The sequence below is a fragment of the Sebaldella termitidis ATCC 33386 genome (assembly GCF_000024405.1).
GTDB lineage: Bacteria > Fusobacteriota > Fusobacteriia > Fusobacteriales > Leptotrichiaceae > Sebaldella > Sebaldella termitidis.
The window spans coordinates 2,765,773-2,778,041 of record NC_013517.1 but is presented as its reverse complement, the minus strand read 5'-3'; the positions used below and the strand labels follow the sequence as shown (position 1 = coordinate 2,778,041).

The following is a 12,269-nucleotide window of genomic DNA, read 5'->3' as shown; positions in this document are numbered from 1 at the left end:
CTTTGTAACGGGAAAGGATATTTTTTTTTCTGCATTTATGATATAATTTAGTCTGAATGATTAAAAATTTTAGGAGGATTTTTTTATGGTCGGTATAATCGGTGCAATGTCTGAAGAAGTTAATATAATAAAGGACGAGATGCAGTTCAGTTATGAGGAGATAATAGGTAAATTTACATTTTATATAGGAAGTCTTAGAAATAGAAAAATAGTACTGGCAGAGTCTGGAATAGGAAAAGTGAATGCTGCTATGCTGGCAACTATAATGATAGTAAAATTTAATGTAAAGGCTGTATGCTTTTCAGGAGTAGCCGGAGCATTGGACAGTAAGCTTAAAGTCGGAGATGTAGTAATAGGAGAAAAAATGCTTCAGCATGATATGGATGTAAGAGAATTTGGTTTGAAAAAAGGTGAAATTCCAAGAATGGATACTTCAGTATTTTTATCAAACGATAGATTAATGGAGATAGTAAAAGAATACAAACTGTCAAATAATAAAATTTATTCGGGAACTATAATTTCAGGAGATCAGTTCATAAGCCTAAAACAGGCAAAACAGGAACTGGCAGCCGAATTTAATGCAATGTGCGTGGATATGGAAAGTGCTGCAGTAGCACAGGTCTGCCACAGACTGGATAAAAAATGTCTTGTAATAAGATCGATTTCAGATTCTGTAACAGATGATTCCACAATGGAGTATTCACAGTTTACGGAGCTGGCCGCGAATAATTCCAAAGAGCTGGTATGTCATCTTGCAGAAGTGCTGTCACAGGAACAAATATAAAAAAATCGGGAGAGAATATGAGAAGAAACAATGGGTTCTTAAGTTTTTTTATCTTTTTGATATTTCTTACATATGTATTTTATCTTACATATGGATTTTTTAAGCAGCGTAAAGAAGTAACAAATGATATTGTTTCGAAGTTAAAAATAAGAAGAGATGATTTTTATCAGGACTCTGAAAAAGCACCTATTGCAGAAGGTGAACAGATACAGGAAGTTCAGGCGGAGAAAACAGAAGCAGATAAAAATAATGCTGAAAACACTCCGGAAGCTGTTCCGGCAGAAAATCAGCCTGAGAGTACAGAAGCTGCTCCGGAAGAAACGCCGAAACCAAAGGAAGAAAGTACTGAAGCTAAGACAAAGGCCTATATCAGAGTAGCAACATATAATAAAAAAACTGATGCAGACGAAGCACTTAAAAAATTAGACGGTGACTTTAAAATAAGAAACAGCAAAACAAGCAGCGGAAAAGAAGTCTATATTATTATTTCCAAGACTGTATCTTCAAATGAAGATTTGGAAAAACTGAAGGAAAAGGTTAAGAATTACAGTTATCAGATAATAAATCAAAAGTAGTATTTTATCTGGGTTGGAAAGATATAAATAAAATCTGACATGAACAGTCATATGTTACTTTAATATTTGAGCCGGATAAAAAGCTAGGAGAATAAAATGGTAGAAATTTCTGCACTGGAGATAAGAAAATATCTCGCTCTGGAAGAAGTATACAAAAACTGTGAGCTGAAAGATATGAAAATTACTGCTCCAAAAATTCAGAAAATGCTTGGGAACTTAGTATCAGATGCAATATCTGGGAATAATAACTGTATTAATATCATGGGAAATGAAGAGCTTGAATATCTAAAAAAAGAGAACGCTGAAGAGAGAAAAAGAAAGCTGAAAAATTACTTTGGAACTTCTCCGGTCTTTATAATTTTATCTGACGGAATAAATATCAGTGAAATTATGAGTTTCGTAAAAGCGGAGAACACAGATTGTGTGATATTAAGAACAGCAGCAGGTTTTCAGGAAATAAACAGAAGTTTGAAAAAAGTTATCAGGAAGAAAATGAGACAGGAAACTGTTCTGGAAAATACATTATTTTTGGAAATATTTGGAATGGGAGTTTTGATACAGGGTGATAAAAACCTTCGAAATTCATTGGTTTTGGAGCTCATAAAGAAAAAACACAGTTTTATTTCAAATAACGGTGTAAGAGTAATAAAGTATCAAAGTAATGAAATATTCGGAAAAAATATGATAAATGATTACAGTAAATATATATTAAAAATGACCAGCGGAGTGGAGTTTGATATTTTAAAAAATTTTGGAACTGCAGTAGGAAGAAGAAGTAAAAGGATAGATATGCTTCTTATACTGGAGAACTGGTCGCCTAAAAAGAAATTTGAACGCTTAGGGCTGGATGAGGAATTTGAAAAAATACTGGATATAAATATACCTAAAACCATTGTTCCCATAAAAACTGGAAGAAGTCTTTCGGTAATAGTGGAAGCTGTGGCGTTAAACCACAGATTGAAATCAATGGGAGAAAATTCTTCAATGACCTTTTTCGATGAAACTAAAAAGCTGATTGGGAGAAATAAAATGAGGGCTGAAAAAATTTCAGATAAGAAACTTTTTCTTATAGAAACTTTTGAAAATAAAGCCGGATTAAAGAAAATAGCAGGTAAAGAAAGTGAACTTTTTATTGACAGTCCGGTATTATATTATCCCGTATTTGAAGCATCAGATCTGCAAAACGGCATAGACAGGCTTCATGTTTTTGATGAGGATATATCTGTTCGTCTGGAAAAATTTTCAGATACTGAGAGAACTAAAATACTGGAGAAATATTTTGAAAGAAAAATAAGCGGTATTTTAATAAATAAAGAAAGCTCTGTAAAAAATGAAATTTTGAAATATTGTGAAATGAAAAATATAAATTTATATGAGAATACAGATGAATTCAATATAACTCTGGATCTGGCAGAGGATCTGCTTGAATTTGAGGTTTCACCGCACACTACAGTCCATGGTGTTTTAATGGAAATATACGGGCTGGGAGTATTGATTACAGGAAAAAGCGGTGTCGGAAAAAGTGAAACAGGATTGGAACTGGTAACAAGAGGGCATCGGCTTATAGCAGATGACAGAGTGGAAATAGTGCTTACACCTGATAAAATTCTAAAGGGATATTGCGGGGAAATACCGTATTTCATGGAATTAAGAGGAGTAGGAATCGTTAATGTGAAATCTCTTTATGGGATAGGTGCGGTAAAAGAGAGCAAATCTATAAATATGGTAGTGGAAATAGTAGAGGATGAAGCAAGTGAATTTATAGGAAACCTGACACTTACAGAAAGTTTTTTGGAAAAAGAAATAGTAAAGAAAATAATACATATAAATACAGGGAGAAATACTGCCACACTGGTAGAAGCAGTAGCCTTGGATTATAAGGGGAAAAGGCTGGAAATAGGAGGAAAATTTTGAAAGAGGGAATTTTGAAAAAAACATATACAATATTTTTTCTGGTATTGGGGAATTTTTTGACGGCATATGCAACGATACATTTTTTGCTGCCCGCAAAAATATCTCCGGGAGGGGTTTCAGGAGTAGCGACAATTGTGTTTCATCTGTTTAAGATAAGTCCGGTTATTACAACAGCAGTAATTAATATTCCGCTTATATTGATATCAATGAAAATGTTCGGGAAAAGATACGGATATAAGACAATATTAAGTATAGGACTTTTAATATTTTTTACATATATACTTATAAAAATACTGGGGACAGAGGGACTTCTGCATGAAAACGGTGAGACCGGTGATCTTATGCTTCCTGTAATTTATGGCGGGATTATTTCGGGAATCGGGGTAGGCTTAGTTATTAAGGTGGGAGGAAGTACCGGTGGAACAGTAATTATAGCAAGTATAATAAACAAGCTGTTCAGAATATCGATTGGGAACTCACTGGCACTGGCAGATCTGATGGTAGTACTGGCAGCAGCCTTTTCAATGGGTGTGGAGATAGCTCTATATTCCATAATCTGTCTTTTTATAACAGGACGTGTGGTAAATGTAATAACAGAAGGTGAAAGCTATGCCAAGATGGTATATATTATTTCTGACAAATATCTGGATATAAAAAAAGTCATAATAACTGATATGGAGCTTGGCGGAACCCTTATAAAGGCCAGCGGAATGTTTACAGATGACGAGAAAAAAATGATCATTACAGTAGTTCATAACAGAAAGCTTTCTGAATTAAAATCTTATATAAAAGAGATAGATAAAGAGGCTTTTGTAATAATAACCGAAGCTGATCAGGTATTAGGCGAAGGATTTATTGAGTAACAGTTTATAAAAAAAGGAGAGAAAAAATGGAGCTGAAAAGGATTGCCGATGAAATAAAAGAAGCACAAAACATAGTGCTGACAATACATGTGAATTCTGACGGAGACTGTATAGGAGCAGCTTTGGCACTAATGCTGATACTGGACAGATATAACAAGAAAAATTTCAGTGACAAAATATATAAAATGAAAAATGTACGTCTGGTTTTGGATGATAAGCTGCCTAAATTCATGGAACATTTTAAGGAAAGAGCACTTGTAGAATATTATCCTAATTTTCAAATGGAAAATATTGATCTGCTTATAGCAATAGATTCTGCCAACATTGAAAGAATTGGCAATGCAGCTGAACTTAGAAAAAATGCAAAAAAGATGATAAATATAGATCATCATATAAGCAATACAAAGTATGCTGATATAAACTATGTAGAAAATGTATCTTCCACATCAGAGATAATCTATAGATTTCTTGATCTTTTTGATATAGAGCTGGATAAGGAAATAGCTTCCTTTCTTTATCTGGGAATAATAAATGATACGGGAAATTTTACGCATAGTAATGTAACACCGGAAACTTTTCTTATATCTTCGGAATTAATTAAGACAGGTATAGACAATAGTGAAATAACTGATGTTCTTTTTGGTGTAACATTGGGAAAAGCCAGACTTCTTGGCGAGGTATACAGAAATTTTGAAATAGATAAAGAATTAAAATTTGCTTATTATTATTTATCGGATAAAAAAGCTGAGGAATTAAAAATAGGCAGAGATGAAACAGACGGAATGTCAGAAACACTTCTTGATCTGGTCGGAATAGAAGCTTCACTATTTTTGAAAGATGAAAAAGAAGAAAAGGTAAAAGGAAGTCTGAGAAGCAAAAGCAGCTATGACGTAAATGAGATAGGAATGAGTTTCGGCGGAGGCGGCCACAAGAAGGCGGCAGGTTTTAATACAGCTGAAAACCCTGAAAAAGTAATAGGGAAAGTAAAAGAAGAACTGAAAAAACAATTGACAAAGCAATAAAAATAAGATATACTAGAATAGTTGCGGGAGTAGCTCAGTTGGTAGAGCGTCAGCCTTCCAAGCTGAATGTCGCGAGTTCGACCCTCGTCTCCCGCTCCATTTTTTTAGCGGATACTTAAGTTAAAGTAAGGAAAGCGAATTAAAGATTGTTTATTTCTTTTATATCTGAGTTTATTAGGTGTGTCGCTGAAAAATAAATTTATTTGTTTATTATTAAGTTGAATTTTAGGTAATTCAATTTTTTTTTATTTCTTTAGAAATTATTTTATTTGAATTATCAGCTTCTTTTTCTATTTTCTTTTTCAATTCTGCTTATCTTTTAAATTTTCTATATCTTTTATAGGGAGTATTCCTTCAAGTAAATCAGACATAAGAAGAGTATCTTTATCCAGTATCTTTATCATCTAATTTCAAAATATTATTTATAACAATAGGTTCTGCTTTTTCTACATTAAGTCTTCTGCTACAATAATCACATATGTAGTAATAATAAATTTTTTATATTTTGTAATTTTATTTCCCCGAGGTTACATTTCTTGGCTCGTGGATATAAATATAAGTTGCTTATAGAGCATAAAGAGATTTATATTAATTATTTTGAAGCTTTTAAAGGGTATAAGAATTTTGGATAATAAAAATTGAATGTTTAGTCTAGAATTAAAAACTATGTTATAATATAAAAAATTATCTTAGGAGGTTTTAAGTGATAAGAAAGTTAATGATTTTAGCAGGAGTATTTATATTATTTCAATTTGGTTTTTCAAAGATTGATATGAAGGAGTGGCAAAAACATAAGGAAGATTTATTGAATTCTGAAATAACAGTGGAAGAAGCATATCAAGAATTAGTAGAAGCAGACAGCTTAGGTTATGATTTTTACAATATATATTTGAATGTGTTACTTAAGCAAACTAATTCAGAACAATTATTAGAAAAGGTGTTTGAAAATTCCAAAACTAATGCAGGAAGAATAGTAGTTTTACAAGGTATTTATGAGAAAAATAGTAAAAAATATAAAGAATTAAAAAATAAACTTAATGGAGAGGTTACTATATTTTATGGCTGTTATAGTGTTCCAGAAAATGCAAAGGAATATATAGAAAAGATTGAAAAATTACATATAAATGAGGGAGGTAATAAATGAGAAATAAATTATTGATTTTAATTAGTCTTCCTATATTTTTTCAATTAGGAATCTCTTGTTGTTCAGCATCAGAATATAAAATAGAGAATGGTAAAATATTTTGGAAACAAGATCTAAAGGTAAAACAAGAATTAAAAGATGTAGACTTAGAAACTTTTGAAGACTTGGACGGAAGTGTGAAATTAAATGCACATTTTGCGAAAGATAAAAATCATGTTTATTATCAAGGGAAAATTATAAAAGAAATAGATTCTAAAACTTTTGAAGTAGTAAAATGTAATATTCCAACAAAAGGAGATCCAAGAGGAGATTGTGTAAATTATATAAAAATATTTAAAGATAAAAATGGAGTTTATCAAATAGAAGATATTCGAAAAGGAGTATTAGAATTAATAGACTAATTATAAAAATGATATAAAAAATAAGAATGTTTATTTATTCTATATATGTTAGAATATATAAAAAAAATAATATGGAGGGAATATGAAGAAAGTTCTAATAGTATTATTAGTACTATTAACAAGTTTTGGGTTTAGTGAAAATTTGGATAAGTATGAATCAAAAAGAGTTTTTGATAAAAGTATACAATTTATTTTAGATGGTAATTATGAAAAGTTAAAAAATGATACTGAAATGAGTAGAGTAGCGGGGAACATAACAGACGCTGCAGAAGCAATATTTGCAAAAGCACGTCCTATGTTAAAAGAACATAAATACAAAGTTATAGATGTAAAAGAAAAAAAAGACATAAGTGAATTAACTGTAAAGGTAGAATATAAAGTATATGAGAATGTATCACAGGAAGAGTCAGAAAATTTTATGATAAAATTCCAAGAAGAATTAGATGAAGAAACTGAGGAAGCTGCTGATATTTACGATAAGAAAGTTCAGAAACTTTTACAAGATAATATAAAATCTAAAGGGATAATAAAGGACAAAATAATAAAAGTTTATATGGATAAAGAATATGGTTATTGGGATCTTGCAACAGACAAAAATGAGGATTTGTTACTTACTTTATTTTCAGTAATTGATTCACTGGGATTGTATTGATAATAGGGAAACATATAAATTAAATATAGTGCAAGAATATTATTAAGAATATTTTTCAATCTGTAAGAGACCCAAGAGGACTTAATATGTAGCAATGCATATTAGGTTCTTTTTTTATTAGTAAGGAAAGTAAATTTAAATTTAATGTATTTGAATTAAGTAAAATAGATAAGATAACAAATTTTGATAGATATGAGATATGAATGAAGAGTGAAAGCTCCTTATCTATTAAAAAATGAACATCACAAAATTAGGTTGAGAGAAAATGAAATAAAAAATTATAACAGGGTAATTTAAATAGATGATAGCAATATAAAAATAGAAAGAATTTGTAAAATAATTTTCTTTTAAAGTTGTGGAGATTCCCTTTTTTTATTTATGAAAAGTGTCATTTAAGTTAAAGTATTGAATTGATATGATAAGAAAATTATTATATTTAAAATAATAAAACAATTGACAATTGTATAAATCTATGATACTAATAATTTATTGAAAAAATAATTAATATTAGGAGGAATAATGAAAAAAATATTGCTGATTATTGGAATATTAGCCGGTTCGCTGGCATATGCAGAGGGGAACATAATTGAAATCAGAGGAGGTTATGATTTGACAAGTACTACTAATTTTGATAAAGATATTTATTCTGAATATGACTTGGACAAATTTGTAGAAAATGGATTTCATTTTGGTGTTGAATACAGAAGAGAAGTATTAACTAATTTTCAAATAGGTGCGGGTCTAGAATATAGACTAAGCAGCTTGGATCAGCCTGGAAATGTGAGGGCTACAAATGAAAATATAGACTACAGTTATGATTCTGGTAATTTATCTAGTATACCGCTGTATGTAACTGCAAGATATGTTTTTAGAAATTCTACGGATATTAATCCATATATTAAGGTTAACTTAGGATATTCAATTAATTCAGGTGATACGAGTGTAAATTTAAATAATTTTTATAGCGGAAAATTAGTGGAAGAATATAAGTCAGAAATGAAAAATGGTATATTTTATGGATTAGGATTTGGAGTAGAGTATAAAAACTTTTTAGTGGATTTGACATACGATATAACACATTCGAAAGCTGAAGAAAAAATATATAATTATGAGGATAAAGAAGGCTTTAGCTATGACTATGATTTTGATATACAGAAACTAACTTTATCATTTGGATATCAGTTTAATTTTTAAGATATCAGATAATGATTAATTAATGGATTCAGACAGTATTTAAAAGAATACTGTCCTTTTTTATTACAAAAAGATTAGGTACTTATTGTCAAAATAGTAAAAAATAATTGACAATAATAAATATATTGTTGTATAATAACAATTAACTAAGGAAAATCAAAGAATATAAATTAATTTTAAAATAGCAAATAGAAGAAATATTAATAGTAACATATTAGGGTAACACTAATAACAATTACTAAGTATCTCGTTTATTTGTTATTTTTTTTAAAGGAGAAAAAAATGAAGAGGAAAATAATAGCAGTTTTTTTATTGGGGAATATTGTATTTTCAGCAGGAGTGGGAGATATAATAGAAAGAAACAATGCTGCAATAGAAAATGAAAGAAGACAGCAGGAGCTGGAGAGAAGGCAAAAGGAACTGGAAAGAGAGAACTTCGGGAAAGAGCCTCAGATAATAGACGGTACTGATGAGATTGATACAAGTGTAAGGTTCTTTATCAGAAAGATAGAAGTACAGGACGAATATAATCTTCTAAGTAAAGTAGAAATAAAAGTCGTAACAAGAAAATATATTAACAGAAAGCTGAGCTCCAAGGATATAAATAAGCTTATGACAGATCTTAATAATAAATATATAGAAAAGGGATATATAACAACAAGGGTAAGGCTTGACGAAACACAAAACCTAAGTGAGGGAACAATAAGACTGATAACAATACCCGGAACAGTGGAAGGAGCAAGTCTTAATGAAAATACCTTCTCTGACAGGATGAAGGTATTTATGTCAGTTCCAAAGAATAAGAAGAGAATATTAAGATTACAGGATACAGAACAAGCTACAGATCAGTTTAACAGGGTATCAAGTAATAATGTAGAGATAAAAATAGCACCTGGACAGGAAGCAGGAGGCTCTATACTACAAATAGAAAACCAGCAGACCAGGACATTTAATGCAAATATCTCATATAATAACTATGGAGATGAATCAACAGGAAGAGACAGAGCAAAGATAGATATTACGAAGGATAATCTTTTGGGAATAAATGACAGTTTTTATGCCTCATATCAGAGAGGGAGGAATAAAAGACCTCTGAGAAATGATTATACAGGCTCGTCATCAATACCGCCGGGAACGATAATCAAGGATAAGGATGATCTTCTTCCTGCAGATACAGAAGCGGAACCGGAAAAGTTCAATGAGGACTGGTCATTGAATTATTCATTTCCGTTCAGATACTGGACATTCAGTACAGGCTACAGTCATTCGTACTATATAAGCAGCAGTGAAGGATATAACGGACTGTATGATACAAGCGGGAGATCAACCCAGTTTAATCTGAATGCAGACAAAGTGGTATATAGGAATAAAATGAGTAAGATAAGTATAAACGGAGGACTAAAGCTAAAGACAAACCAGAATTACTTTGAAGATGTCCAGCTTGTGGACAGGAGACTGACAATAGGAAGTCTTGGAATAAATTACAGCAGAGGTTTCTTTGGAGGAATACTGGGATTTGATGTGTCGTATGACAGAGGACTGCCGTGGTTCAGATCAGCAGATGATCATGAAAAAGAAATCTATGATCCTAAGGGAAGATTTGACAAATATGGGCTTAATATAAACTGGTATAAGCCGATGACAATAGGAAAGCAAAGATTTACCTATAGACTGGTAGGAGTGGGACAATATACACAGGATGTACTTTATGGAAGTGAAAAGATAAGCATGGGAGATGAATATACAATAAGAGGATATAAAGGAGATTCCATATCGGGGGATAAAGGATATTATGTAAAAAATGAGCTGTCATATAACTTAAATATATCCAAGATAGGGAGTATATCGCCATATATAGGTTATGACTTTGGAGAGAGCTGGAATAATGAGGTACATGATATATACAGATATGGATATATGAGAGGATTTGCAGTAGGAGTAAAGTATTACGGGGAAATATTTAATTTTGATATAGCATATACGAAACCTGATAAGGCATCGGGTTATGTGAGTAAGCCTGAAGATGAGGTATATGTGACATTTGGAATAAAATTTTAATAAAAAGGTGAGGAGATTATGAAGAGAGGAAAAAGGTATAACATTGTAAAAAGAAATGTAGCAGTAGGGCTACTGCTTGGAATGTTAAACAGCATGCTGTTTGCAGATATAAAGGTAGATAAAAATATACCGCAGAAAACAAATGTAGACAGAGCTCAGAATGGTGCTAACATCATCAATATTAATACTCCTAATAATAAAGGAATTAGTGTTAATGATTTTAGTGAGTTTAGAACAAAAGACCCTACAGTATTTAATAACTTTGGTCAGGGAGTAGGGAGAAGTTATCTCGCAGGAATGATGGCAGCTAACCCAAATCTCACAAAAGAACAGGCAGCAAGATTAATATTAAACAGGGTAGGCGGAAATAACAGAGTAGAGATAGAAAACTGGCTTGAAGTGATGTCGGAAAACAAAACTGATATAATATTTTCATCACAGAATGGTTTTTATTTAAATAATACAGGCTTCATAAATTTTGATAAAGCAATATTTACAACATCAAGAGTAGACTTAGACGGTAACGGAGATCTTCTTCCTTTTAATATAAGAGGAGGAAAAATAGAGATTGGTCGTGAAGGAATAAATGCAGAAGGAGTAAGATATTTAGCACTACTATCAAGACAGATGTATATAGATGGACAGATATATGCAAAGAATGCAGATATTGACTTGATAGCAGGAGACTTTGACTATAATCCTCATACAAGAGATTATACAAAACAGGGGGTAAGTAATAATGAGCTTTTGATATCTTCATCAGCATTCGGTTCAATCTATGGAAATCAGATAAAGATAGTAGGAGTAAATGGAAATATTGGTGTTGCAGGCGATGTCATTTCAGAACGTGTATTAAAAATTAATGCTGACGGGACAATTGTCACAAATAAAACACAGGCTAAAGAAGCCATGGAAGTAAAAGCTAAAGAATTTACCCAGAACACTTCTACATATACAGAAGGAAACCTTACAATAGATGCAGATAAGGTAACTTTGAAAGGAAACGGAACACAGGCCGGCAATATATTAATAACAGGTGATCTTGAAAATGAAGTAAATATCTATTCAGGAAATGATATTAATATTGGAAAAGGTCTGGTGAATAAATCCGGACAAATAGTAGCCGAGAGAAACATATCAATAAATGGAAAAACAGATAACAAAGACTTACTTTATGCCAAAAATAATATAACAATAGGAAAAGAATTAAATAATACAGGAAATATACAGAGTAACGGAAGTATAAAAACAGGAGGAAATACAACAAATACAGGAAAGATACTATCGGAAAAAGAGCTTGAAATTAATGGAAAACTGACTTCATCAGGAACTGTATACGGGAAAAATAAGGCAGATATAAAAGGAGATCTTGATAACAGCGGAGATATCCAGAGTGAAGGAAACATAACAGCAGGGAATACAAAAAATACTGGAAGAATAATCTCTGATAAAAATATAGAAATATCAGGGAATCTTGAAACAGAAGAAACAGTATATGCTAAAGAAAATCTGAATGTAGCAGGAAATCTTGTTAATAAAAAGGAAATATATCTGTAGAAAAAGATGCAACAAATCAGGGAAGACTTTTATCAGATAAGGAATTAAAGATAAAAGGGAATACAGACAACAGCGGAGCCCTTTACGGAAAAGACAGAATATCAC

Annotated in this window: 11 protein-coding genes and 1 tRNA gene; all 12 read left to right on the top strand. The window is 31.3% G+C overall.

Features of this window, described 5'->3' with window-relative positions; all coding sequences use genetic code 11:
- Nucleotides 1-85 precede the first annotated feature (85 nt).
- The 12 genes from STERM_RS12860 to STERM_RS12805 all read left to right on the top strand — a co-directional run bounded on the left by STERM_RS12860 (nucleotide 86) and on the right by STERM_RS12805 (nucleotide 12,164).
- Nucleotides 86-784: a 5'-methylthioadenosine/adenosylhomocysteine nucleosidase gene (locus STERM_RS12860; protein ID WP_012862058.1), complete on the top strand. Its 699-nt coding sequence runs from the start codon at nucleotides 86-88 to the stop codon at nucleotides 782-784.
- A gap of 17 nt (nucleotides 785-801) precedes the next feature.
- A complete protein-coding gene (locus STERM_RS12855) occupies nucleotides 802-1,359 on the top strand; it encodes an SPOR domain-containing protein (protein WP_041309994.1) in 558 nt (185 codons plus the stop codon).
- A 96-nt stretch (nucleotides 1,360-1,455) separates the two neighbouring features.
- On the top strand, nucleotides 1,456-3,273 hold the full coding sequence (locus STERM_RS12850; RefSeq protein ID WP_012862056.1) for an HPr kinase/phosphorylase: 1,818 nt from the start codon (nucleotides 1,456-1,458) through the stop codon (nucleotides 3,271-3,273).
- Nucleotides 3,270-4,136, top strand: a complete 867-nt coding sequence (locus tag STERM_RS12845; protein ID WP_012862055.1) for a YitT family protein — start codon at nucleotides 3,270-3,272, stop codon at nucleotides 4,134-4,136. Before STERM_RS12850 ends, STERM_RS12845 begins: the two co-directional genes overlap by 4 nt.
- Nucleotides 4,137-4,162: 26 nt before the next feature.
- Nucleotides 4,163-5,158: a DHH family phosphoesterase gene (locus tag STERM_RS12840; RefSeq protein ID WP_012862054.1), complete on the top strand. Its 996-nt coding sequence runs from the start codon at nucleotides 4,163-4,165 to the stop codon at nucleotides 5,156-5,158.
- Between the two features lie 23 nt (nucleotides 5,159-5,181).
- Nucleotides 5,182-5,257: transfer RNA gene (locus STERM_RS12835), tRNA-Gly, on the top strand.
- A gap of 604 nt (nucleotides 5,258-5,861) precedes the next feature.
- A complete protein-coding gene (locus STERM_RS12830) occupies nucleotides 5,862-6,302 on the top strand; it encodes a hypothetical protein (protein WP_012862053.1) in 441 nt (146 codons plus the stop codon).
- Complete coding sequence (locus STERM_RS12825) at nucleotides 6,299-6,703, top strand: DKNYY domain-containing protein (RefSeq protein WP_012862052.1); 405 nt, start codon at nucleotides 6,299-6,301, stop codon at nucleotides 6,701-6,703. Before STERM_RS12830 ends, STERM_RS12825 begins: the two co-directional genes overlap by 4 nt.
- 82 nt (nucleotides 6,704-6,785) lie before the next feature.
- A complete protein-coding gene (locus STERM_RS12820; protein ID WP_012862051.1) occupies nucleotides 6,786-7,355 on the top strand; it encodes a hypothetical protein in 570 nt (189 codons plus the stop codon).
- Nucleotides 7,356-7,874: 519 nt separating this feature from the next.
- Complete coding sequence (locus STERM_RS12815; RefSeq protein WP_012862050.1) at nucleotides 7,875-8,549, top strand: outer membrane beta-barrel protein; 675 nt, start codon at nucleotides 7,875-7,877, stop codon at nucleotides 8,547-8,549.
- A 282-nt stretch (nucleotides 8,550-8,831) separates the two neighbouring features.
- Nucleotides 8,832-10,607 carry a ShlB/FhaC/HecB family hemolysin secretion/activation protein gene (locus STERM_RS12810; protein ID WP_012862049.1) on the top strand — a complete coding sequence of 592 codons (1,776 nt, stop codon included), beginning with the start codon at nucleotides 8,832-8,834 and terminating at the stop codon, nucleotides 10,605-10,607.
- Between the two features lie 18 nt (nucleotides 10,608-10,625).
- On the top strand, nucleotides 10,626-12,164 hold the full coding sequence (locus STERM_RS12805) for a two-partner secretion domain-containing protein (protein WP_041309991.1): 1,539 nt from the start codon (nucleotides 10,626-10,628) through the stop codon (nucleotides 12,162-12,164).
- Nucleotides 12,165-12,269 lie beyond the last annotated feature (105 nt).

Bases quoted from the DNA above. Each gene is read 5' to 3' on its own strand.
- STERM_RS12860 (WP_012862058.1), top strand. From the start codon at position 86: ATGGTCGGTATAATCGGTGCAATGTCTGAAGAAGTTAATATAATAAAG.
- STERM_RS12805 (WP_041309991.1), top strand. From the start codon at position 10,626: ATGAAGAGAGGAAAAAGGTATAACATTGTAAAAAGAAATGTAGCAGTA.
- STERM_RS12840 (WP_012862054.1), top strand. From the start codon at position 4,163: ATGGAGCTGAAAAGGATTGCCGATGAAATAAAAGAAGCACAAAACATA.
- STERM_RS12850 (WP_012862056.1), top strand. From the start codon at position 1,456: ATGGTAGAAATTTCTGCACTGGAGATAAGAAAATATCTCGCTCTGGAA.
- STERM_RS12825 (WP_012862052.1), top strand. From the start codon at position 6,299: ATGAGAAATAAATTATTGATTTTAATTAGTCTTCCTATATTTTTTCAA.
- STERM_RS12810 (WP_012862049.1), top strand. From the start codon at position 8,832: ATGAAGAGGAAAATAATAGCAGTTTTTTTATTGGGGAATATTGTATTT.
- STERM_RS12820 (WP_012862051.1), top strand. From the start codon at position 6,786: ATGAAGAAAGTTCTAATAGTATTATTAGTACTATTAACAAGTTTTGGG.
- STERM_RS12855 (WP_041309994.1), top strand. From the start codon at position 802: ATGAGAAGAAACAATGGGTTCTTAAGTTTTTTTATCTTTTTGATATTT.
- STERM_RS12815 (WP_012862050.1), top strand. From the start codon at position 7,875: ATGAAAAAAATATTGCTGATTATTGGAATATTAGCCGGTTCGCTGGCA.